Source organism: Planktothrix tepida PCC 9214 (genome assembly GCF_900009145.1).
GTDB lineage: Bacteria > Cyanobacteriota > Cyanobacteriia > Cyanobacteriales > Microcoleaceae > Planktothrix > Planktothrix tepida.
On the sequence record NZ_LN889782.1, the window covers coordinates 1651858 to 1675984 of the forward strand.

At 39.5% G+C, this 24127-nt stretch carries 21 protein-coding genes; 14 read left to right on the plus strand and 7 right to left on the minus strand.

Annotated features, from left to right (window positions below; translation table 11 throughout):
* The first annotated feature begins 38 nt into the window (after nucleotides 1-38).
* Nucleotides 39-1886, plus strand: a complete 1848-nt coding sequence (locus PL9214_RS10235) for a peptidoglycan D,D-transpeptidase FtsI family protein (RefSeq protein WP_072718616.1) — start codon at nucleotides 39-41, stop codon at nucleotides 1884-1886.
* A 342-nt stretch (nucleotides 1887-2228) separates the two neighbouring features.
* The gene (locus PL9214_RS10240; RefSeq protein WP_072718617.1) at nucleotides 2229-3176 is read left to right on the plus strand and encodes an Hpt domain-containing protein; all 948 of its coding nucleotides are present in this window, start codon (nucleotides 2229-2231) and stop codon (nucleotides 3174-3176) included.
* A gap of 16 nt (nucleotides 3177-3192) precedes the next feature.
* Here PL9214_RS10240 and radC read toward each other — a convergent pair whose 3' ends face one another.
* The 3 genes from radC to gcvP all read right to left on the minus strand — a co-directional run bounded on the left by radC (nucleotide 3193) and on the right by gcvP (nucleotide 8201).
* Nucleotides 3193-3924 carry a RadC family protein gene (radC, locus tag PL9214_RS10245; protein ID WP_072718751.1) on the minus strand — a complete coding sequence of 244 codons (732 nt, stop codon included), beginning with the start codon at nucleotides 3922-3924 and terminating at the stop codon, nucleotides 3193-3195.
* A 230-nt stretch (nucleotides 3925-4154) separates the two neighbouring features.
* Nucleotides 4155-4997 carry an MOSC domain-containing protein gene (locus PL9214_RS10250; protein ID WP_072718618.1) on the minus strand — a complete coding sequence of 281 codons (843 nt, stop codon included), beginning with the start codon at nucleotides 4995-4997 and terminating at the stop codon, nucleotides 4155-4157.
* Between the two features lie 273 nt (nucleotides 4998-5270).
* On the minus strand, nucleotides 5271-8201 hold the full coding sequence (gene gcvP, locus PL9214_RS10255; RefSeq protein ID WP_083579946.1) for an aminomethyl-transferring glycine dehydrogenase: 2931 nt from the start codon (nucleotides 8199-8201) through the stop codon (nucleotides 5271-5273).
* Nucleotides 8202-8555: 354 nt separating this feature from the next.
* On the opposite strand from gcvP, the gene PL9214_RS10260 reads away from it, so the two are divergent.
* The 4 genes from PL9214_RS10260 (at nucleotide 8556) to PL9214_RS10275 (ending at nucleotide 11478) form a co-directional block, all read left to right on the plus strand.
* Nucleotides 8556-8942: a C6orf136 family protein gene (locus PL9214_RS10260; RefSeq protein WP_072718753.1), complete on the plus strand. Its 387-nt coding sequence runs from the start codon at nucleotides 8556-8558 to the stop codon at nucleotides 8940-8942.
* A gap of 38 nt (nucleotides 8943-8980) precedes the next feature.
* Nucleotides 8981-10168 carry a TRC40/GET3/ArsA family transport-energizing ATPase gene (locus PL9214_RS10265; RefSeq protein WP_072718619.1) on the plus strand — a complete coding sequence of 396 codons (1188 nt, stop codon included), beginning with the start codon at nucleotides 8981-8983 and terminating at the stop codon, nucleotides 10166-10168.
* A 222-nt stretch (nucleotides 10169-10390) separates the two neighbouring features.
* Nucleotides 10391-11056: a Panacea domain-containing protein gene (locus tag PL9214_RS32255; protein WP_245824211.1), complete on the plus strand. Its 666-nt coding sequence runs from the start codon at nucleotides 10391-10393 to the stop codon at nucleotides 11054-11056.
* A 2-nt stretch (nucleotides 11057-11058) separates the two neighbouring features.
* Entirely contained in the window at nucleotides 11059-11478 is a 420-nt protein-coding gene (locus PL9214_RS10275; protein WP_072718620.1) for a hypothetical protein, read from the plus strand.
* A 168-nt stretch (nucleotides 11479-11646) separates the two neighbouring features.
* Here PL9214_RS10275 and PL9214_RS10280 read toward each other — a convergent pair whose 3' ends face one another.
* Entirely contained in the window at nucleotides 11647-12444 is a 798-nt protein-coding gene (locus PL9214_RS10280; RefSeq protein ID WP_072718621.1) for an inositol monophosphatase family protein, read from the minus strand.
* Between the two features lie 65 nt (nucleotides 12445-12509).
* On the opposite strand from PL9214_RS10280, the gene PL9214_RS10285 reads away from it, so the two are divergent.
* Nucleotides 12510-12839 (plus strand): NAD(P)H-quinone oxidoreductase subunit M, encoded by a 330-nt coding sequence (locus tag PL9214_RS10285; RefSeq protein ID WP_072718622.1) that lies wholly within the window; start codon nucleotides 12510-12512, stop codon nucleotides 12837-12839.
* Between the two features lie 63 nt (nucleotides 12840-12902).
* Here the strand turns inward: PL9214_RS10285 and PL9214_RS10290 are convergent, their stop codons facing one another.
* Both PL9214_RS10290 and PL9214_RS10295 read right to left on the minus strand, forming a co-directional pair.
* Nucleotides 12903-13202 carry a hypothetical protein gene (locus PL9214_RS10290; protein WP_072718623.1) on the minus strand — a complete coding sequence of 100 codons (300 nt, stop codon included), beginning with the start codon at nucleotides 13200-13202 and terminating at the stop codon, nucleotides 12903-12905.
* Between the two features lie 209 nt (nucleotides 13203-13411).
* A complete protein-coding gene (locus tag PL9214_RS10295) occupies nucleotides 13412-14641 on the minus strand; it encodes an RNA-guided endonuclease InsQ/TnpB family protein (RefSeq protein ID WP_072718624.1) in 1230 nt (409 codons plus the stop codon).
* 311 nt (nucleotides 14642-14952) lie between these two features.
* Between PL9214_RS10295 and PL9214_RS10300 the strand changes: the two genes are divergently transcribed.
* The 6 genes from PL9214_RS10300 to PL9214_RS10320 all read left to right on the plus strand — a co-directional run bounded on the left by PL9214_RS10300 (nucleotide 14953) and on the right by PL9214_RS10320 (nucleotide 23127).
* Nucleotides 14953-17163, plus strand: a complete 2211-nt coding sequence (locus tag PL9214_RS10300) for a PP2C family protein-serine/threonine phosphatase (RefSeq protein WP_072718625.1) — start codon at nucleotides 14953-14955, stop codon at nucleotides 17161-17163.
* A 101-nt stretch (nucleotides 17164-17264) separates the two neighbouring features.
* Nucleotides 17265-19508 (plus strand): cation:proton antiporter domain-containing protein, encoded by a 2244-nt coding sequence (locus PL9214_RS10305; protein ID WP_072718626.1) that lies wholly within the window; start codon nucleotides 17265-17267, stop codon nucleotides 19506-19508.
* Nucleotides 19509-19549: 41 nt separating this feature from the next.
* The gene (locus PL9214_RS10310; protein ID WP_072718627.1) at nucleotides 19550-20191 is read left to right on the plus strand and encodes a Uma2 family endonuclease; all 642 of its coding nucleotides are present in this window, start codon (nucleotides 19550-19552) and stop codon (nucleotides 20189-20191) included.
* Between the two features lie 110 nt (nucleotides 20192-20301).
* Nucleotides 20302-22596: an McrB family protein gene (locus tag PL9214_RS32260; protein WP_072718628.1), complete on the plus strand. Its 2295-nt coding sequence runs from the start codon at nucleotides 20302-20304 to the stop codon at nucleotides 22594-22596.
* Between the two features lie 38 nt (nucleotides 22597-22634).
* Entirely contained in the window at nucleotides 22635-22751 is a 117-nt protein-coding gene (locus tag PL9214_RS33390) for a hypothetical protein (protein ID WP_496196694.1), read from the plus strand.
* The gene (locus PL9214_RS10320) at nucleotides 22738-23127 is read left to right on the plus strand and encodes a hypothetical protein (RefSeq protein WP_072718629.1); all 390 of its coding nucleotides are present in this window, start codon (nucleotides 22738-22740) and stop codon (nucleotides 23125-23127) included. The genes PL9214_RS33390 and PL9214_RS10320 overlap by 14 nt, the downstream gene beginning before the upstream one ends.
* Nucleotides 23128-23191: 64 nt before the next feature.
* Here the strand turns inward: PL9214_RS10320 and PL9214_RS10325 are convergent, their stop codons facing one another.
* Complete coding sequence (locus PL9214_RS10325; protein WP_222425228.1) at nucleotides 23192-23542, minus strand: glutathione S-transferase N-terminal domain-containing protein; 351 nt, start codon at nucleotides 23540-23542, stop codon at nucleotides 23192-23194.
* 198 nt (nucleotides 23543-23740) lie between these two features.
* On the opposite strand from PL9214_RS10325, the gene PL9214_RS10330 reads away from it, so the two are divergent.
* On the plus strand, nucleotides 23741-24127 hold a 387-nt coding region (locus PL9214_RS10330), incomplete at its 3' end, for a hypothetical protein (protein WP_072718630.1).

Genomic DNA, 24127 nt, shown 5'->3' on the forward strand with positions numbered 1-24127 from the left:
GAACCGTGCGTGAGACTTTCACCTCACACGGCTCCNCTATGGGGCGGAAAAAATCCATTGTTGGGGGTCAACGGCGAAAGTCTACATCACGGAATACCGTGACCGTTGCGCCATCAATGGTGTCTCCAAAGCGAGGGAGAACCTCCAAACCCTATCCTCGGCAGTGCGATCGCAACCGTTTAATATTAGTTTGGTTCATTATATTAGGTGGAATTTTCGGCCTAGCCCTTAATTTATTTCGTTTACAAATTGGTCAAGACTCTTCCTTTCTCAGAGAAAAAGCCAAAGCACAACAAGAACAACGAATTTTACCTTTTGTTCCTCGCCGTCCCATTACGGATAAAAACGGAAATATTCTGGCTTTAGATCAGCGAGTTTATACCCTTTATGCTCATCCCAAACTCTTTAAACAATCTCCAACGGAAATTGCTGAAAAGTTAGCTCCTGTGTTGGTCAGAGAAGATTTAACAACGCCCAATGCTAACGAACTTGTTCAACTGTTTAGTACCTCACCGAGTGGAATTAAAGTTGCAGATTTTATTCCAGAAGAAGTCTCAAACCGCATTCAAAATTTAGGGTTTGATGGATTAGAATTGCTGGAAAATCGTCAACGACTTTATCCTCAACAGGATATTACCGCCGATGTCGTGGGTTATGTCAATCCAGAAGGAAAAGGTCAAGCCGGAATTGAATACAGTCAGGAAAGTTTATTAGAACGTGTCATGCCCTCCTTATCCTTTCAACGGGCTGCAAATGGAGCTTGGGTTCCTGAACAAATTGCGACCGGATTTATTCCCGTTGATGATTTACAATTACGGCTAACCATTGACACTTCTTTACAACGAATTGCGCGTAAAGCACTGCAAAAAAACGTTCAAGAATATAAAGCCAAACGGGGAACAGTCATTGTCATGGATGCCCGCGATGGCTCAGTATTAACCCTTGTAAATGAACCCTCTTATAACCCCAATCAATATTATAAATTTGACTTAGAACGCTTTAAAAATTGGGCTTTAACAGACCTTTATGAACCCGGTTCAACCTTTAAACCGATTAACGTTGCCTTAGCTTTAGAAGCAGGAGTGATTCAACCCGATACGGTGGTTAATGATGAAGGGAATATTCAAGTCGGAGGCTGGCCAATTCAAAATGCTGACGGTTCTGCTAGAGGGGCCATTAATATTACCGATGTGGTGAAATATTCTAGCAACGTCGGTATGGTTAGGATTATGCAACGCCTGGAGCCAGAGGTGTTTTATGAAGGCTTAAAACGATTAGGTTTAGGAACAACTCTAGGAATTGATTTACCCTTTGCTGCCTCTAGTACCCTAAAAACAAAAGAACAATTTGTCTCCGCCTCCATTGAACCCGCAACAACCGCTTTTGGTCAAGGTTTTTCTATTACTCCGATTCAGTTAGCTCAACTTCATAGTGTTTTAGCCAATGGCGGTAAATTGGTAACTCCCCACGTTGTTCAAGGGTTATATAACAGTAAAGGTCAACTGTATTGGAAACTTCCCCTTCCTGAACCTAAACAAGTGTTTTCTGATAAAACCACCAATGCTGTTTTAAAAATGATGGAAAGTGTGGTTAAAGAAGGCGGAACCGGGACAAGAGCCGCAATTGAAGGCTATCGAATTGGGGGAAAAACCGGGACGGCTCAAAAAGCATCTCCCGATGGTGGTTATTCCTCTAATGCTTTAATTACCAGTTTTGTTGGGATTTTAAGTGTTGACCATCCTCGTTATGTGGTTGTCGCGGTGGTGGATGAACCCCTCGAAGGTCGCGCCGGAGGAATTGTTGCCGCACCCATTGTTAAATCGGTGATGGAAGGGTTAATTCATTTGGAAAAAGTTCCACCCTCTGAAATTCCCTCAGATTCTTAGAAGAGGGGACAAGGGGACAAGGGGAGAGGGAGAGAGGGATAAGGGGACAAGGGGAGAGGGATAAGGGGATAAGGGGATAAGGGGAGTGTCCTGGTCTTTGGTTGCTAACAGTCAACTGTCAAGAATCAATACCCTTCTGGTTCTGAGTTCGTGGATGAATATAGAAGAAAAAAATCTTAGCTGAGGAAGAAAAGGGATAATCTTGGGTTAAATTAAGATCCAGGAGTGAGTTGCCACTGGGTGAAATCTGTCTTTACCCAGCCATCAAAAACTCAGGGCGAGGCGACACGACTCAATGAAAACACGCTCTGTTTCAACTGATAAGGGTTTAGGAGGGCTGCTGTGCCAACAAACCAAGACCAAAAGATCTTTGCTATCTTCATGGAAGAAGCTGAGGAGCGTCTTGAAACCCTGCAAACGGGGCTAACAGAGCTACCTGCAATTATGGCTGATGCAGACCGGGAGGGTGTAACGGCCATCTATCGGGCTGCCCACTCCATTAAAGGAGCCGCCGCGATGTTGATGGACAAGATGCCCAGTCTCACCAGCATTAATAAGGTGTCCAAGCGCTTAGAAGATTGTTTTAAGATGGTGAAGGACACGCCACTTAAAATTGATGCCACAACCCAAACCCTCTATACTAAAGGGTTTGAAGTGCTGAAAAATTTAATTGATCGCGCAGCAAGTCCAGCAGGGCTTTCCGAAGAAATGGGGGAGAAAATTCTACAAGCGTCCCTTCCCCTTTATGATAAGTTGGAAAATAACTTAAAAGGCTTGATGAGTGGTAAAGCATCCCCAGCAACAGCCCCAGCAGCACCCGCGACCGGAACACCTGGGGTTGCTAATGCTGTTAATCAAGTCATGACGGTTCTTAAACCGATGTTGCAGGGATTTAAACAAGCAGAATCCCCAGAATCTCGTAAACAATTGGCGGGTTTGTGCGCTCGATTAACGAAAATTGGAGTCGGAATTGAACCTTGGCAAACCTTAGTTAAAACGGCTCATGGTGCGATCGCTAATCCTAAAAATTCTTTTAAAGTTTTAGCGAATCCCATTATTAACGAGTTAAAGCAAGGAGCCGAACTCTTACAAGCTGGAAAAGCAAACACAATTGCTCCGAGTGCAGCGTTATCAACCTTAGCGGGAGCTAAAGCAACCGCTAAACCTGCCTCTGGAGAAATTACAATTCCGGCTGATCCGAAAGAGGTGGTTAAAGTTCTCTTGAAAACGTTTAATAAACAACAATTACAAGCGATCGCTCAATTGTTAATTAAACACGTTAAATCTTAAAAAGCACTCTTTTAGACTATTCCATTTGGGGATATTCTTCCCATAAGGAAGTTGTAGAGCGCAAACTTAAATAATTACCATTTCCTAAAATAAGATGGTCTAAAAGTGGAATGGATAAAAATTGCGCTCCTTGCAAGAGTTGACGAGTTAAATTAATATCTTCTGCACTGGGTTCTACATTCCCCGATGGATGATTATGAGCCAAAATTGCCCGTGTTGCGCCACTTTTGAGCACTTCTCGAAAAATATCACGGGGATGGGCGATGGTTTCCGTTGCACTACCAATGGTAATCACTTGAGTTCCTAAAAGGCGATGTTTGACATCTAACAACAACACCGCAAATCGTTCCTGGGGTTGCCACATTAAATCATGACTTAACGCATCCGCCGCCGCTTGGGGAGTCTCAATGATAGCTAAATCGGGCGGTTTAGACTGAAAAACTCGCTTTCCTAACTCCACCGCCGCTAAAATAGTGGTGGCTTTGGCTGTCCCGATGCCATGAATTTGAGTTAATTCGTGAACCCCAATATCTCGCAATACCGACAAGGGATCTCGCTGATGCTGACTTAACTGGTTTAACACATATTGTCCTAAACCCACCGCAGATAATTTTCCTTTTCCCTGACCCGTTCCCAACAGAATTGCAATCAATTCAGCCGTTGCTAAATTTCTGGAGCCAATGGCCATTAGTCGTTCACGGGGACGCTCATCACTGGGCAAATCAGCAATTCTGAGGCTATAGGTCATTTGGGCAGCACCCCACCAACGCAAAATGTATGGTATTAAATATTACTAAATTTTTTCCATAAGTTCAAGGTGAATCCACCTTAAAATTCCCTACTTTAAGCCTTTTTTTTCAAATAAGTCTCCGCAATTCTAACTCGCGCTTGTAACAAAAGTGAAGTGTCCAATACCAACAAGGCGGAACGCTTTTGGGGTGGGTCTTCTGACTGCTATTATTGATCAAAGTGAAAGCTTCAAAGGATTTCGACGACCTCAACAGAATCACCGACTTGAATTGTCCCGGTATTTCGAGGAATCATATTAAAACCAAACATGACTCCGCGCGGCTGTTGTCGAAAGGTTGCTAAGGTTTTCAACGGTTCTTTTAATTCATTGCGTTCCCCACTTTTTTGATTGGTTGTTGTCACAATACAACGGCTACAAGGTTTGACTAAATCAAAATAAACCTCTCCAATTAAAATTGTTTTCCAATTATCTTCAATAAAGGGTTGATTGGTATCGATCACAATATTAGGTCTAAATCGATTCATGGGAATTTCTTGTGATGATGTTGAATAGGTTTCTTTGAGTTTCCGATTCAATTCTGCTAAAGAAGCCGTATTCGTTAATAAACAAGGATAACCATCGGCAAAACTGACCTGATTATTAGGATTAACGGCATAATTTGGATCAACAGGTCGGATAAAATCAGGAGATTGTCGCATTAATCGAAAATAAGGTTGTTCATCTTGTTTTAAAGCATTTTGTAGCCAATCTGCAACGGCATCTCCTTGATCAATTGCAACGGTTTGATCCCGCCAAACTTGTACCGTTTTGGAGGTTCCTGTTAATGTCGGTTGCAGTTTAAACGGTTCAATTTCTTGATTGTCAACGGACAATTCAATCTCATTCTCTAATTGTTGAACTCGAATTTTAGTTAATTGGGGATAAGTTCTCTGGGTAACAAACTGACCGGATTCATCAACCCACATAAATTCTCGATCCCCTGCTAACCCCTTCAGCGTAACTTCAGCTTGGTTCAAAGGAATTTTGCCACAGGATTTAATCGGATAGATAAAAAGTTCAACCAGATTCATCAATGAGATCTCCATAATAATCTAATCGCTATTTTAGGACTAACTCATCTATCATTCAAGAGACTATATAGTACAACTTTTTGATTCCAAAATTATTGTAAGGGCGAGGTTACCTCGCCCCTACCTTGAAATCGCAGTATTTGGGGGATTAATAAATGGAATATTATTTTTTTTAAAAGCGAATAGGAAACCAAAAAATATTACTATTTTATGTTCCCTATTCTAAGCTTACTGTTCCCTGTTCCCTATTCCCTATTCCCTTGAAATGAGCTTTTATTGATAAGCGTCCATTGGCAAACAAGAACAAACAAAATTGCGATCGCCAAAAGCATTATCAATACGTCCCACAGAAGGCCAGAATTTATATTCTTTTGTCCAGGGTGCAGGATAGGCTGCTTGTTCACGGGAATAGGGATGATTCCATTCACCACAAATTAACGATGCTGCGGTATGGGGAGCATTTTTTAAAACGTTATTTGTGGTATCCATAACCCCGGATTCAATTTCAGAAATCTCCGCACGAATAGCAATCATGGCATCACAAAATCGATCTAATTCTGCTTTAGATTCGCTTTCAGTAGGTTCTACCATCATCGTTCCTGCCACAGGCCAAGAAACCGTTGGCGCATGAAATCCATAATCCATTAAACGCTTGGCAATATCATCAACTTCAATGGCTGCGGATTTCTTCACAGAACGCAAATCTAAAATACATTCATGGGCAACAAATCCATGATTTCCTTTGTACAAAATTGGGTAATATTCATCTAAACGACGGGCAATATAATTAGCATTTAAAATTGCCACTTTTGTCGCTTCTGTTAATCCTTTTGCCCCCATCATGGCAATATACATCCAAGAAATCACCAGAATACTCGCACTCCCCCAAGGCGCGGCGGAAACAGCCCCAATGCGATCATTTCCTTCTAATTCCACCACCGCATGACCAGGGAGGAAGGGAACCAAATGAGATGCAACCCCAATTGGCCCCATCCCTGGCCCACCGCCCCCATGAGGAATACAGAAGGTTTTATGTAGGTTCAGGTGACACACATCCGCCCCAAAATCCCCTGGACGACATAACCCGACTTGGGCGTTCATATTTGCCCCATCCATATAAACTTGTCCGCCATTAGCATGAATGATATTACAAATCTCTTGAATTCCGGTTTCAAATACCCCGTGAGTTGAGGGATAAGTTATCATTAATGCTGCTAAATTATCTCGATGTTTTTCAGCTTTTGCTTGCAAGTCAGCAATATCAATATTGCCTTGGTCATCACACACAACCGGAACAACTTTAAACCCACACATCACAGCACTCGCAGGGTTTGTTCCATGAGCAGATTCAGGAATTAAACAAATATTCCGGTGAAGTTCCCCTCGATTTTCATGATATTGACGAATTACTAATAATCCGGCATATTCTCCTTGAGAACCTGCATTCGGTTGTAATGAAATCCCTGCAAATCCTGTAATTTCAGCCAACCAATTTTCTAACTGTTCAAACAGAATTTGATAACCTTGGGTTTGGGATTTTGGGGCGAAAGGATGGAGTTTTCCAAATTCTGGCCAAGTCACCGGAATCATTTCGGCGGTTGCGTTTAATTTCATCGTACAGGAACCTAAAGGAATCATCGAGGTATTTAACGATAAATCCTTGGTTTCCAAGCGATGAATATAGCGTAAAAGTTCCGTTTCTGAATGGTAACTGTTAAAAACCGGATGGGTTAAATAGGCAGATTTACGAGTAAAAGGGGTAAGATTATCTGAGGCTTTTAATACCTCTTCAACGTTAAAAGGTAACTCAGATCCCCGAAAGATTGACCACAAATCAATCACATCTTGAATAGTTGTGGTTTCATCTAAACTAATCCCAACAGTTTGCTCATCAATCACTCGCAGATTAATTTCTTTAGCTTCGGCTGCTGACAGAATTTCCGTTAAAGATTTTCCCCCTAATTCTACTTTTATTGTATCAAAAAAGGGTTCTGTTCCCATTGAATAGCCTAAACGTTTTAACCCTTCTGCTAAGGTTAAGGTTAACTGATGAATATTTTGGGCAATTTGTTGAAGTCCAGACGGCCCATGATAGACTGCATATAAACTTGCAATCACCGCTAATAAAACTTGGGCCGTACAAATATTACTGGTGGCTTTATCACGGCGAATATGTTGTTCACGGGTTTGTAAAGCTAACCGTAACGCCGGGTTTCCTTGGGAATCTTTAGAAACACCGACCATCCGCCCTGGAACGTTGCGTTTATACGTTTCTTTCGTGGCAAAATAAGCCGCATGGGGGCCACCATAACCCAAGGGAACCCCTAACCGTTGGGTACTTCCGACTGCAATATCTGCTCCGAATTCCCCAGGTGGAGTTAACAGCGTTAAACTTAAAATATCCGCCGCCACTGTAACTAAAGCATTGTGTTGATGGGCGGTTTCAATAAAATTACGATAGTCATAAATTGACCCATCACTCGCTGGATATTGCAGTAAACATCCAAAAATAGGAGTATTAAAATCAAACGTGCGGTGATCTCCAATAATAATATCAATGCCTAATGGAATTGCACGGGTTTTGACGACATCAAGGGTTTGAGGATGGCAATCTTTTGAGACAAAAAATCCGTTAGCTTTGCTTTTAGAAACGGCATAACTCAAACTCATGGCTTCCGCCGCCGCCGTTCCTTCATCTAATAAAGAAGCGTTAGCAATTTCTAATCCGGTTAAGTCAATAATCAGGGTTTGAAAGTTTAGTAAAGCTTCTAAACGACCTTGGGCAATTTCCGCTTGATAGGGAGTATAAGCCGTATACCAACCGGGATTCTCTAATATATTGCGTTGAATCACACCCGGAGTGATACAATCAGAATAACCCATACCGATAAAAGAACGATAAACTTTATTTTGAGAAGCGATCGCTTTTAATTGATTCAGGGCTGCATATTCACTGAAAGCTTCGGGTAATTTTAAGCTTTGATTGAGGCGAATCGTTGAGGGAATCGTTTGATCAATTAAATCCTCTAAACTAGAAACCCCCAATAATTCTAACATTTGTTGAATTTCATCAGCATTGGGGCCTAAATGCCGTTGAACAAATCCCTCTTGTCCCGTAGTTTGTGGATATTTTCCGTTATCCGTAGCAGCAGAAGATGACATCGTTTCAGTCTGGGTGTTTGCTGGGGAAGTAATCTCTAACATGAAACTCCGAATGAGGGTTGACGGTTAATAAACAACCAGATATGAGGGTTGATACCCGGTGGAAAAATTCTGTAAACCTTTGATACAATCAGATTCTCGGGTTCAGCTTGAACCGAATCTCAATTAACAACTGTTTACATTATCTTAAAAATAGTTTACCAAAAGTTGAGATAGGGTGTAGCGAAATCGTGACTTGTATCGCACCTCACCTCTAGGAAGGTTAACGGTTAGCCCGTAATAGGTTGTCATAATTTACAACTGACCTAAAACAGCCAGAAGTATTATCTGGTATTCCCTATTCGTAATTCGTAATTCGTAATTCGTAATTCCCTATTCCCTGTTCCCTTTAAGATGATGAATATTATTGAAATTCTCAAACAAGATTATCAACAATTTCCCGATAACCAAAGTTATCAGATTTATGCGGATAACGTTTATTTTAAAGACCCCATGAATCAATTTAATGGGTTAGAACGCTATCAACAAATGATGGGATTTATGAAAACTTGGTTTTGGGATATTCAACTGGATTTACATAGTATTACTCAAACTGAGAATTTAATAGAAACCCGTTGGACACTGAGTTGGACAACTCCCCTCCCCTGGAAACCCAGAATTTCTATCCCTGGACGGAGTGAACTCAAATTAAACCCCAATAACCTGATTGAAAGCCATATCGACTATTGGGACTGTTCGCGCTTGGACGTAGTGAAACAGCTATTCTTGCTAAAAACCCGCTAAAGTTAAAGAATGTAAACAAATTTTAAGCTTAAAATCGTATGCGCGTAATCTTAATGACGGGTAAAGGTGGCGTAGGTAAAACCTCCGTTGCGGCTGCAACAGGGTTGCGCTGTGCGGAGTTGGGGCATAAAACCCTGGTGTTGAGTACCGACCCCGCCCACTCCCTCGCCGATAGCTTTGATATGGAGTTAGGACACGAACCCCGTCAAGTCCGACCCAACCTTTGGGGGGCTGAACTGGACGCTTTAATGGAACTCGAAGGCAATTGGGGGGCGGTGAAACGCTATATTAGTCAAGTATTACAGGCGCGAGGACTCGATGGAGTACAGGCGGAAGAATTAGCCATTTTACCGGGGATGGATGAAATTTTCGGTTTGGTGCGGATGAAGCGCCATTATGACGAGGGAGATTTTGAGATCTTAATTATTGATTCTGCCCCAACGGGAACGGCGTTGAGATTGTTAAGTTTACCGGAAGTGGGCGGTTGGTATATGAGAAAATTTTACAAACCGTTACAAGGAATGTCGGTGGCGTTGCGTCCTCTGTTTGAACCGATTTTTAAACCGTTAACGGGGTTTTCCTTACCCGATAAAGAAGTCATGGACGCCCCTTATGAATTTTATGAAAAAATTGAAGCCTTAGAAAAGGTGTTAACCGATAATATGCAAACCTCAGTGCGTTTAGTAACGAACCCTGAAAAAATGGTAATTAAGGAATCTTTACGCGCCCATGCCTATTTAAGTTTGTATAATGTTTCGACAGATTTAGTCATTGCAAATCGAATTATTCCTGAAGAAGTCACCGATCCCTTTTTCAAAAAATGGAAAGAAAATCAACAACAATATCGTCAAGAAATTCATGATAATTTTACCCCCTTACCTGTTAAGGAAGTTCCCTTATTTTCTCAGGAGTTATGTGGATTTGAAGCGTTAGAACGGTTAAAAGAGACGTTATATGCAGATGAAGATCCCAGCCAAGTTTATTATAAAGAAAATACTGTTCGAGTCGTGGAGGATAAAAATCAATATACCTTAGAATTGTATTTACCCGGAATTCCCAAAGAACAAATTCAACTGAATAAAACGGGGGATGAACTTAATATTAGAATTGGTAATCATCGCCGGAATTTAGTGTTACCCCAAACCTTGGCTATGTTGCAACCTTCTGGGGCAAAAATGGAAGATGATTATTTGAGAATTCGGTTTTCGGATGGGGTGAAAGCGTAAATTTTAGGAATCCTGTTTCTTAGATAATCAGTAGGTGGACGCAATTATGCGTAAAAGGTAAAACGCTATAAATTTCTCTGTCTAAGGAATTGATGTTTACAGGTTTAACCTTTATTCGTGACCACCTACTGACCTTTGCCAAATCAAAATGAGATATCATAGAAAATAGGGTATCCTAAAATTAAACTACAACTTTAATAGATTAGATATTAAAACTGGCTTATGATTTCTGAATTTCCAGAACACCTAGAGGAAGAAAAACCAGAGTTAACCGAACCGATTGTTAAACCTCATAGACAATCTAATCCCCCATCGTTAACCGAAACTTACATACGATCTAATCGCTCATGGTTAACCGAAACTTATATACGCTCTAATCGCCTATCTCCTTCTAACGTGATTGTTGACGAGGATCTTGAACTAGATGCTAGAAAAGGATTGTCTGAAACTGAAGCATCTAATGCTTTAGATATAGCTAAATACTTGATTACCCTGGCTTCTCCTGAAGAAGAAGATTTAATGACTAATCTAAGACTTCAGAAATTGCTTTACTATGCTCAAGGTTTTCATTTAGCTCTATTTGGGAAACGCCTATTTTCTGAAAAAATAGAAGCTTGGCAATATGGGCCTGTTGTGCCTGATGTTTACCGAATATACAAGCAATATGGATCAAATCCTCTTCCACAGCCTGACGATTTTAATATAGATCAATATAGTCAAGAAACACAAGAATTACTAGATGAAGTTTATGAAGTCTATGGACAATATACGGCTCCAATACTCAAGCGTTTTACTGATCAAGAACCCCCCTATAAAGAAACTGATGTTAATGAAGAGATAGCCCTTGATTTGATGAAGGCATATTTTGAGACTCAAGTGGTGAAGTAGTCATGGCAAAGATGAAGGGTAAAGACCCTAAAAAAGGAAAACGTATTGCTCCACCTCCACCTTTGCCAAGTACCCCAAATTACGATTTAGAACCTCCTGTTTTCTGTTTGCGATATCTTGATAAAACACACGGCTTAGATAGTTGTGATCAAGATGAAAAAGCAGCTTTGGTATCTACATTTTACAAACTCAGTCAGTTATCTTGGAGGGAACTTCGTCGCGCACCTCGTCATGGACTTGGGTATGAAATCATTGATCGTAAGAGTTTTCGTGTTACTATTCCCAAACATATTACAGAAGATGTAAATCTGATCGCATTCCGATTTAGTGGTTTAAAACCAATGGTCGGTTATAGGGATGAAGCAATTTTTCGGATTATATGGCTAGATAAATCTTTTAAAGTGTACGATCACGGAAGTTAAGGAATAGAAATCTTTTCTTAACTCTACAAATTGCCAGGAAAAAAGTCTCAGTTGATAGATTTTTAGGAATAACGAAAATGGAAGACGATTATTTAAAAATTAAGTTTGCGTCTGAGGTAAAAGTTTAACGAGATCAGGTGCGTGCGCGATCGCTTACGCACCCTACTTTTATGTTTTTTTAATAAAGGGTTCAAAAACAGATACTAATTCCGGTTGACTCACCACTAATGTTGGATAGGATTGAGTGCCATAATTTCGTCCAATTTCTAAGGGAAAAGGTTCGGGAGACAGAGGACACCAAACCGCCCCTGCTGCTTTAACAATGACCCAACTTCCGGCGATATCCCAAATTTTAGGAGTGGCTTCAACTCCCCCTAAAGTTGCACCTGCGGCGACAGTGAGGAAGTTATAAGCCGCCATGCCTAACATCCGAATTTTACACGGAATTTGAGGAGCGATCGCAATACTTCGAGAACAGAGGTTAAAAAAGTGATTAGAACTTAACGCATCGGAACTGGCGTGAATGGGTTGACCATTTAAAAATGCTCCTTGGGTGCCTGTTAAACTTGATGAGCCGAACCAAAACCCGTGAAAGGTTTGGTTTAAAGGAGGTAAATGAATCAAACCAAAAACCGGATTTCCTTGATACAGTAATCCTAAAGAAACCCCCCAAATGGGAATCCCTCTGGCGAAATTCGTTGTCCCATCTAAAGGATCAATCACCCAACACCAGTCTGTATTCGGAAAAATATGTTCCGCTTCTTCACTGAGAACCCCGTGTTCGGGAAATGTGGTGGCGATACGGGTGCGAATTTCAAGATCGGCCCATTGGTCAGACCGGGTGACTAAACTCCCATCGGCTTTTTCATCAGCTTGGACTGTGCCAAAATCGAGGATTAACTGTTGTCCAACATCGTTAGCCGTTGTTGTTGCAAAGTTCAAAATTTGATTCCAGAAATTACTCATGATTTCCTAAAGTAATGTCAAAATAAAAAACAATCCAGATAAAAACTATTTCAGTTAAACCGCTTATGCTGTTGAAATCGACCACTCGCCATATCCATATTTATACGGCGGAAATTCAGAATGAAGAGTTAGTGGACAGCGAACAAGTCCTCACCTTGGATGTTGATCCCGACAATGAATTTAACTGGAATGAGAAAGCTTTGCAACAAGTCTATCGGAAATTTGACGAGTTAGTCGAAACGTTCAATGGCGAAGACCTCACCGAATATAATTTACGTCGGATTGGATCAGATTTAGAGCATTTGGTGCGATCACTGATCCAAGCGGGTGAAATTAGCTATAACCTCAACTCGCGTACTGTGAACTATAGTATGGGATTACCTAGGGTTCAGTAGTGAATGTGGGGTGGAGGGTGTAGGGTGGAGGGTGTAAGCAAAAGAAGAGTGTAGGGGTGGGTTCTAAACTGGATGATCAGGATCAACACCTGAAGGATCGGGTTGCTGATTGGGTATAGGAGATTGTTTTTGCGATCGCTGACGTTGTAAAAATTGTTTCATGGACAATTGACGGTTGGTCATGAATCGATTCCAAGAACCCGGAAAAAACTGATCCATCGTTTCAATTAATGCCCAAACCTCCAAATTAATCATTTGGTAGTAGTGACCGTGAGACTGTTTCAATTCAGTTAGCCGTTCATTAATTTCCAAATACGGTAAGAATTTAGGGTCATTGGACGGGTTAGGGGGAGAATGACTCATGAGGTGAGTAGCCTTAAATGATGTTGTTGATTCCCAATCGGTGCTAATTTTTAGCTTCTTCCGCACTCGTACGCCAAGTCTGACCCGTGATTGGCGGTGTAGGTAGTTCACAATCGGGCATCTACTGCACATCTATTGTGATTCTCTGTTGTCACCTCGTACCGATGGGGTAGAGAGTAACGCTGATCTGTTAGTTGACACTCTCACCGTCAATCGCCAAGCGATGTGACGGGAGATTCTTTGTTCAACGAATCGACTTGCCCCAACAGGATTGCTCCCGTTAAAGTAGAGGTCAATTCTCCCAAAGCGTTTATCGGTTCTAAACCGAAGGTTCCGGTATGTCCTGCCGTACTTAATCCAATTCTTAAAATGTTTTTTGCAGCATTTTCATCCCTATCTAACTGACATCCACAATTACAAACGTGGGTTCTTGTTGATAGGGATTTTTTGACGATTTTTCCGCAATTTGAACAGTTTTGGCTTGTATATTGAGGAGGAACAGCGATAGTAGCCTTGCCGTACTTTCTCCCAAAATATTCTAACCAAATACGGAATTGATACCAAGCTGCATCATTAATTGACTTAGCCAGACAATGATTTTTAACTAAGTTCTTAATCCTTAAATCTTCGTAGGCGACCAAATCGTTAGATTGGATGACGGAGTATGCAACAAGCTTGCTAAACTCTTTTCGTTGCCGACTGATTTTTAGATGAGCCTTAGATAATCGCTGTCTGGCTTTTTTGCGGTTATTAGACCCTTTCTGTTTACGAAAAAGTTGTCTTTGTAACCGCTTAATTTTCTTCTCTCCTTTTCTTAAGAATTTGGGGTTATCTACTTTATTACCTTGATCATCGGTGTAGAAAGCAGATAATCCTACATCTAAACCGATTGTTTTATTAGTTGGTTCAGATTGAATCTTAACGTCAATTGAGAGTAGAAATTGGCAATAGTAACCATCTGCACGTCTAACTAATCGAACTCGTTTAATTTGTTCCGGTTGATAGAAATGCAGATCATAACTTCCCACTAAACGCAACCGCCCAATTCCTTTCTTATCAGTAAAGGTAATGGCTTTACGAGTTTCTAAATTCAATTGCCATCCGGTTGTTTTATATTCAACCGAACGGCAATTTTTCTTGAATTTAGGGAAGCCTTTTTTACCCGGAACTTTCCGCTTGCAATTATCGTAGAATCGAGCGATAGCTGACCATGCTCTCTCTGCACTAGATTGTCTAGCTTGAGAATTCAGTTCATTAGCGAATTTAAAGTCATGAGCTAATACACGGCAATATTTGTTCAAATCGTACTTATTAACCCCTTTGTTATCCATCCAATATCTTAAACATTTGTTTTGGACGAATTGGGCTGTACGAATCGCTTCATCTATTGCCTTGCGTTGTTGCAATGCGGCTCTAACTTTAAATTCTAAAACCAACATTTATGCTACCTATCTCGACCTAAATCTAAGTTAGCACAAGTTTTCTGTTTTGTGCCAACTGTTTCTATATCGTGCTACGCTAGTTTTGTTGCTCGGTTTTTCATCTCACCGTTAACCTGGCGGTGTAACGGGAGTCTTCAAACCGAGATCCTAGATAACAAGAAACGCAATCCTGTTGTAGCGTAGAAACATCATGATCAGAGTCAAGGCACGCTGTTAGGCGAGTCTTTACGAAGCCAACCTCCTAGAGGTAAATTATTCCAATTTTAGACGATGATCGTTGAGTGGCAACAGAGGCGTGAGGAAACCAAATGCAAAATGCTGTGGCAAAACACTATCTGTGGGCTGTAGGTGAAGGGATCGAAGCAGTACCTTCGGGAACGCTGATCGCCGAGCGCTACCTCCTCAAAAGCAGCAAAATTGTGGTTGATACTCGACCCGAACTGCTGCCGGAAATACCAAGCGAGATTTCTGATCAAATTGCCCCCTATCTCAAATTATTTTCCTATCGGTTGCACATTCCGCAGGTATATGGAATTATTTCGCCCACGAAAGGAGCCAAGAATAAATCCATCCTCCTGTTAGAAAAAGGGCCAATTGCACCCCATGGGGAGACTTTAATGCCAACGTTAACGGCCCTGTGGCCGGATGCGAGTGCTATGCGTCAACTCAATTGGTTGTGGCAAATAGCTCAACTCTGGCAACCTTTTAGCCGTCAGGCTGTCGCTTCGAGTTTACTAGAGGCTGATTTACTGCGGGTTCAGGGGCCTTTTGTGCGGCTATTGCAATTAAACTTAGATGGACACAATATTTCTCTAACGCAGTTGGGTTATTTTTGGCAACAGTGGGTTCCGACCGCACACCCCCGGATTCAAAAATTCCTCCAACAACTCACCCATCAAATGCTTACGGGAGAGTTACGCACCTCAACTCAATTGATTCAGCAATTGGATCAAGCTCTCTCGATCTGTGGACGAGGGTATCATCGACGGATTGAAATTGCGACCGGAACAGATGCTGGCCCCACTCGTTCTCACAATGAAGATGCTTGTTATCCCAGTGGACAAACCTCCATCCGAGTCCCCTTAACGGAACCTGCATTGGCTGTTGTTTGTGATGGCATTGGCGGACAGGATGGCGGAGAAGTCGCTTCTTCCATGGCAATTGATGTTTTACGTCAACAGGTGGAACAAATGCCCCTGCATCAAGCCAATTGGGATCCTTTATCTTTAGTTCCTAAATTAAAACGGGCAACTTGTATTGCTAATGATGTCATTTGTCAACGCAATGATGATGAAAACCGTCAGGGTCGCGAACGCATGGGAACCACGCTGGTAATGGCGCTGGCTCATGTTCATGAAATTTATTTAACCCATTTAGGGGATAGTCGCGCCTATTGGGTGAGCTCTAGTGGTTGTCATCAAGTGACGGTGGATGATGATGTGGCTTCTCGACAGGTGCGTTTAGGTTGTGCACTTTATCGAGATGCTCTCCAACAAGGGGCTTCTGGAGCGTTAATTCAAGCGTTAGGGATTACCTCATCGGTGACACTGCATCCCACAGTACAACGTTTTCCCCTGGATGAAGATTGTGTATTTTTATTATGTTCTGATGGGTTAAGCGATCGCGATCGGGTTGAACAATATTGGGAAACGGAAATTTTACCTGTACTGCATCGAGAAGCCGATTTAGGGACAATTCGCGATCGCTTGATTGAGATCGCTAATACTCAAAACGGTCATGATAATGTCACGATTGCTTTATTATTTATTGAAATTGTTCCCAAGGATGATAACGAATCTTTAAAGGAAGTGTCTGTGGCGCCTGTGGTTCCTTTAAACGATGGGTTGGGTGATGATTCTTCCGATACCAATGATGCGGATGATTCATCGATGGAAACAGAAATTGCCCGCGCTCGACAGACAAAACCCGCGATGTCTAGGGTTTGGTTCCTATCCTTGGGAATTGCTATTTTATTGGGAATTTTAGGCGCTTTGCTGTATGGGTTAGGTTTGTTTAACCCCAATAACCCCGAAGCTCAACTCACAACTCCATCCCCCACTAGCAGCCCATCTCCTTCTCCAACACCCCCTCCTTTACCGGCTCCGATTAGTACCTTAAAATTACAATCTTTTATTCAACTGGGAACTCCTACAGCCAATTCAACCCCGATCATTCTCCTTCAAGAATTTGGGAAACCGGCTCTCAAAGGAAATGTACCACCGGGAACAGTCTTTCAGGTTCAACAAAAACAATCTACTCCTGAAGCCGGAATTTGGATAGAAGTCAAAATTTGTTCCCTTCCTAATTCTACAAATGGACAACCTCTGGATGGGAACTCCCCTGAAGTTGATTCAACGGTTATACCCCCTAACCCTGGGGAACCTCTGGATACAACAACTGCTCCCCCTCTAAAAGTGGGAGATCTGGGCTGGTTAAAGGAACAAGATGTGAATAACCATTTGATTCCTAACTTTACCCCTAGTGCAAAACAGAAGGGACAGTGTACATTAGCACCGTAATCAGTTATCAGTTATCAGTTATCAGTTATCAGTTATCAGCGACTGTCCATTGTCCATTGTCCATTGTCCATTGTCCATTCTCTATTAACTGATTACTGCTTATGGCAACTGAACCAAAATTTATATTAGATTTAGTCACGGCTTTGGGGTCGGCGACTGTAGGGGGGTTTTTAGCCAATCGTTTGCGTCAACCTGTACTGTTAGGTTATTTATTAAGCGGTTTAATCATTGGGCCGTTTGGTTTAAAGTTAATTAAAGATGTCCCTCAAATTCAGTCTTTAGCTGAAGTGGGTGTCGCTTTTTTGTTATTTGCTCTAGGCGTAGAATTTTCTATTGCTGAACTGAAACGAGTTAAAGATATTGCCTTAAAAGGAAGTTTATTACAAATTGGTTTAACAACGGGTGCAATTGCACTCATTTCTTTAATATTCGGATGGACAAAGACACCCATAGAGGGAATATTTTTAGGATTTTTACTCTCTTTATCCTCTACGGCTGTTGTTCTTAAAACGTTAACAGAACGGGGAGAAACGAATACCACTCATGGTCAAGTCATGTTAGCAATTTTAATTGCTCAAGACTTGGCATTAGGACTAATGTTAGCAATTCTTCCCGCCTTAAGTCAACCGGGATCGGCGTTAGGAATAGCCCTATTACAAGCAGGGTTAAAAGGGGTTATTTTTATTGCTTTTGCTATTTTTGCTGGAATTTGGTTAGTACCGCCATTAATCAAAACCATTGCAGCAACGGAAAGTTCAGAGTTATTTTTATTATCGGTAATTGCTTTATGTTTAGGAGTGGCATTACTCACTGATGCTTTAGGATTATCGATTGAAATGGGGGCCTTTATTGCTGGATTAATGATTGCTGAAGTTGATTATTCTGATCAAGCATTAGCGAAAGTTTTGCCCTTGCGAGATACCTTTGCCAGTCTATTTTTTATCTCGATAGGAATGTTAATTGAACCGTTAGTAATTTTAGATAACTTTGGATTGATTATTTCGTTAGTTTTAATTGTCATGTTAGGAAAAGCCTTAATTGTAGCTCCGATTATTTTAGGGTTTGGCTATTCCTTTAAAACCGCAATTATTGCCAGTTTAGGATTAAATCAAATCGGAGAATTTTCTTTTGTTTTAGCTCAAGAAGGCTTAGATTTAGGGATATTAGGAGAAAAAAAATATTTATTAATTATAGGAACAACAGCAATTACATTAGTCTTAACTCCGGTATTATTGAAAGCCGCGCCTCAGTTAGCGGATCAAATTGCAGCGTTACCCGGAATTAGTAGTTTTTTAAAGAAATTTCGAGATGTGAAAGCCATCGCCCTTCCCGAAACTTTACAAAATCATGTCGTGGTTGCAGGTTATGGACGGGTAGGACAGGTGTTAGTAAATATGTTAAGAAATCAAGGACAAACGGTGTTAGTGATTGAAAATAGTGAAGCTGCAATTCAAAAATTAAGACTACAACAAATCCCCTATATTTTTGGTGATGCTGACTCAGATTTAGTCTTAGAAAAAGTTCATTTAGAACGGGCTAAAGCTTTGGCTGTCGCCCTTCCTGACCCCGCCAGTACCCGAATTTTATTACAACGGGCGTTATCCCTCGCCCCCGATTTAAAAATTGTGGTTCGCGCCCATGAAAATATGGAAGTGGAAATTTTAACTCAATTAGGGGCGTGGGAAGTGGTACAACCGGAATTTGAAGCCGCCTTAGAAATTGGGGCGAATTTATTAGCGGTATTAGGGAAAAATACGGATGTAATTCAATCCGTTATTCGGTCAATTCGTACCGGACGTTATCGTAGTGTTCTCCCTGAAAAAATCACGAATTTAGAATTAAGAGCATTACAGGAAGCAACGGAAAATTTAAACACAAATTGGGTCGGAATTCACCCGGATTCTCCTTTAGTGGGGTTAACCTTAGCTAAAGCAAATATTCGTCATCTCACTGGGGTAACAATTATGGAAATTGAACGGGAAAACGAAAGGTTAAATTATCCAACACCAGATACTGAATTTCAAGTCAATGATCGAGTTTTAGCTGTGGGTTCAAAGGATGAAATTGATCTATTTAAAACCTTAATGGGTCAAGCTTCTTGGTTAAGTCGAGATAAAATTCGTTGGGTTCCTTTAGAGGAAACGTCTCCGTTAGTGGGTTTATCGTTAACACCTGAAGAGTTAACCAATAATTCAACGGGAATTATTGCTATTAGACGACAAGGAAACCTTTATAAATCGGTCAATAAACCCTTTAAGTTAAAAGAGGGGGATGTTTTATTATTACAAACGCCCTTAGAAGATGTGGAAAAATTGATGCAAGAACGCTCAGTCAGTTCCGTTTAAATTTGTTAAAATAAAAGCGATCGCTGATTAATAATATTATTATGAGTCCTGTTCAAACCCAACTCCCAACTGATACCTGGGTAACAGCAACCTGGGAAGAATACCTCGCTGCATTGGATAATCCCGCCTATGCTAAAGCCAGAGGTTACTATTTTAATGGACGCATGAGGTTAGAAATGTCACCCCTTGGAAACCCCCATTCTCGTGATCACGCCACCATTATTGCAGCCCTTTATCTATTTGCTGCATTGCGGAATATTGATTTAGATGCTCATGATAACTGCACCTACCGTAAACGAGGGTTTGATGACGCACAACCGGATGCTTCTTTTTATATGGGTGAAAATGCAGAAATCATTCCTTGGGAAACTACAATTATTGATTTAGATCAGTTTCCTGCGCCTGATTTAGTGATAGAGGTTGCCTATTCTTCTTTAGCAGATGATCAAGGGGAAAAACGGTTACTTTATGAATCTTTAGGGGTAAAAGAATATTGGATTATTGATGTACAAGCCGTTAAAATTATTGCATTTAAGGTTGAGAATAGAGGTAGTTATAGAATTGAACAATCGCAAGTTTTACCAGGGTTAGAGATGGGAATATTAGAAGAAGCATTTCGTCGCAGTCGTCAAACGAATCATGGGAAAGTTAGTGCTTGGTTGTTATCGCAATTTCAGGGTTAATTTTTGTGAAAAATATTAAAATATTGTAGGGTGGGTGAGAACATGAAGCTTTGAAGCTAGTCGCTAATTTTATTAACTCACCCATCCTAAAAGTTAGAAACTTACTAAAAATGGCAATTGATAATTTAGGCAAAGAATCAATTATTGAATTTGGATTGCAAAAAATTCTAAAAATATATGAACATATTTATGATGAATTATATGACTGGTATTATGCTTGGTATGAAGATATTTTATTTGATTATATTTATTTTAAATTCGATCTGGACTTGTTTAGAATCCCCAGAAACTATGTATCCAATATAGTAGATATAGAATATGAAACGAGTTATTTTGACTTTAGGATATTAGACTGGCTTAAAACAAATTGGACTAAATTGGTTCAATCAAGATTTTATAACTTTATAGATCATTGTGAAATTAAAATAGATTTAGTTGTTTTTGTATTTGTTTATTTTAAAAAGATTTATGATTTTGATTTTAATAGTAATTTAGACATATTTAAAGAAGTATATATACGTCTATTCCAAGAATTGGATATAGAGATTTATTCTGTAATAGAATTAATTAATTTTAAATTGGGAATAAATGAAATAGACCCAGGAAAAGATTACGAAGACAATCAATTATTAGATATTATTAATAATAATATTGTTGATTTAATTATTTTACAAACTAGAAAAATATCTGAATGTTTAGAATTGGTTTTTGGAGGAAAATATTATTTAGATAAATCAATGGAAGAAACACTAAAAATAGAAATTGATCATAGCTTTTTGGAAAATGAATTTGATGATTTTGAAAGAGAGAATACAGAATTTTATGAACAAGAAATAAAAATAAAACAAATTTTAGATAATTGGGAGGAAGTAGAAATTGATGAGTCATTGTTAGCGGCTAGAAAATTGGCTTACTATTTTGATGGTCAAATTATTGACTTATTAGAATATAATGATAAAAATTTTTTTACAGGAGACAAAAAAAATATGCAATCTAAAAATTTACCCGCATTCAGTTATGATTCTGTACTTCCTAAGTATTTATTTTCTAGTCAAACTTTTGAAATTATAGAGCAGTTATCTATTAAGTACAATCAAGGTTTGTCATCATTCCTTAGTTTTACTCAAAAAAACAATGAGAAAATAGAGGAATTTATTGAACAACCTTTTAATCAACTGTGTTGTGCTGTTTTTAATAAACTTCCTAGAATAATAACTTCCCGTTATACACAGCCAAAATGGTATCAAGCAGAATTAAAGCAAGCATTAGGGGTTGATAATATTTTATATATCAAGCTTAATCAAAATTCTTTATCTTTTGGTGTTGACAAAAATAAGCAGAGAGATTTACTTTTCAATAACTTAATTAATAGAGAAACTTCATGGGAGTTAGGGAATTGTGTTGATTTAGAATCTTTATTTTCCTTATCTCATCATGAAATAGTTATTAGCAAAAATGATTTAATAAATTACTCAACTAATAAAATTATTAATTTAATTGAAGAAAAATTTAGAAATCACCATAACTTGATTAAATCTGACTTATTGATTAAATATAACTTACACGAATGTTCTAAAGAAACAGGAATTGATGAAGCTGAACTTCAGAGATGGGTAAACAATATTAACCGTAAAGGACAAATTATTTTACAAGGGCCACCGGGAACCGGAAAAACCTTTATTGCAAAAAAATTAGCTGAACATTTCACTAGAGGTAGAGATGGTTTTTCAGAAATCATTCAATTTCATCCTTCCTATAGTTATGAAGACTTTATTCAAGGAATACGTCCTCAAACTGAAAACGGACAATTAACTTATGATCTCGTCCCTGGTCGGTTTTTAGAATTTTGCCAAAAAGCCGAATCTTATGATGATATTTGTGTTTTAATTATTGATGAAATTAATCGAGCAAATTTATCAAATGTGTTTGGGGAGTTAATGTATTTATTAGAATATCGAGATCAAGAAATTAATTTAGCGGGTAGTAATGAACCCTTTAAGATTCCTGAAAATGTTAGAATTATTGGGACAATGAACACAGCAGATCGTTCTATTGCGTTAGTTGATCATGCGTTGCGTCGCCGTTTTGGTTTTATTAAAATTGCTCCAAATTACAATATTTTAAAACGTTATCATGAAAACAAGGAAATCAACTTTTCAATAGATCAACTCATTCAAGTTCTTCAAGATATTAACAAAATGATTAATGATCCGAATTATGAAATTGGGATATCCTTCTTTATGATAGGGAATATTAAGGATAATCTTCAAGATATTTGGGAAATGGAAATCGAACCCTATTTAGAAGAATATTTTTATAATTCACTGGATAAAATAGAGGAATTTCGATGGGATAAGGTTAAAATAAAACTCGATTATAATTCTATTGATTATTCACCTTTCTGATACCGAATAGGGAGGATAATATTCAGGATATTTGGGAAATGGAAATCGAACCCTATTTAGAGGAATATTTTTATAATGCACTGGATAAAATAGATCAATTTCGATGGAATCAGGTTAAAATTAAACTGGGTTTAAATGCTGATGAAAATAATTGAACTGATAGAATATAAACCTAAATTCTTTAAACCAGAGGAATTAGAAGAAGCGATCGCAGATCTCATTTGTCGTAATTATTCTACATATATTAAGATTGAGTATCCATCCCCCAAAACCCAGAAACAATATAAACTCACTGCTAAAAGCTATGTGGGTTTTATTCCGTTAACGCCGGATATTCAGATTTTGCTAAAACCTAAAGTTCCCATTGCTAATTTATTTAGGATGTTGGAATATACCTATAATTTAAAAAGTTTTCAACTCCTAGACGGATCTGTTCATTGTGAAACTATCCCAGAATTTTATAATCGATTAGCTGATATTTTAACACAAAAAATATTAGAACAAAGCCGAAAAGGATTTTATCGAACTTAGGAATGAAAAACCAATAAGGTGACTAATTGAGAAATAGTTTACAGTGGATCAAGGTTTCCAGGGTTTAGTTGTGCAAGTTNTAAACAAATCGAGTCGCCGTTCCAATACTTTCATCTAACCAATCTTCTAATAGCGCAGCTTGGGTCTGTTGCTGAAGATCACTGAGAAATAAAGGAGGTTGAGGATAATGGTGTTCTAAATACTTAAAAATTTGAGTAGAATCTGCAATAGCCTGGGGTTGACCCTCTAATTGAGGCAATAAAACGGGAACCGTTGTCAGTCCCGTTAAAGGTTTTAGTTTGAGAGTATGAAGGCCAGGGGTGAGATTTTCCACTTGATAAGAAATCCCTTTGTAGCCCAAGGCTAAACGAGCCTTCCGACAGTAATGGGATGTACTAAACTGCAACAGGAGCATAAAAAAATAAAACTGATCAACGATTAATAGGGGAAACTGCAATTTAACAATATTTTGGGGTTTTTTCGTGATTAGATAGTTACTAAGTCAGTTTAAAAATAAAAGGTTAGAGGGTTCTGTTGGACATAATTCCTACCGAGCCTGACCCCTGTTTCCATTGCCCCACACTGAAAGCTGAAGTCAAGGTAGGTAAATTGTATGGCTGTTGCGTTTAAATCCACTTCTTCTCCTCAACGCAGACCTTCTCGTCCCGTTCATCTTCCTTCCACTCAAAATAAAGTTGTTTCCTTTGACCAAGCTCGGAAAAAACGGGTGACAACTCGCGTAACAAATTCTGCACCGTTGGTTGAGCCTCTGTCTCCCCCACCCACACCAACCGTCGTCAAAGTGTTGCCCAAGCCGAAGCCACAACCCTTATGGTTAAGCTCTATGATTGCTTTACAACGGGCTTCATCTGTTGTCACATCTTTAATTATTGGCTCAACTTTAACGGTTTATGGTTTAACGGTTTATGGGGAGTCGAGTTGGACACAAGAATATCCGAGATTAGAACAATTGCGTGCTACCGAACAACAACTCCAAGCC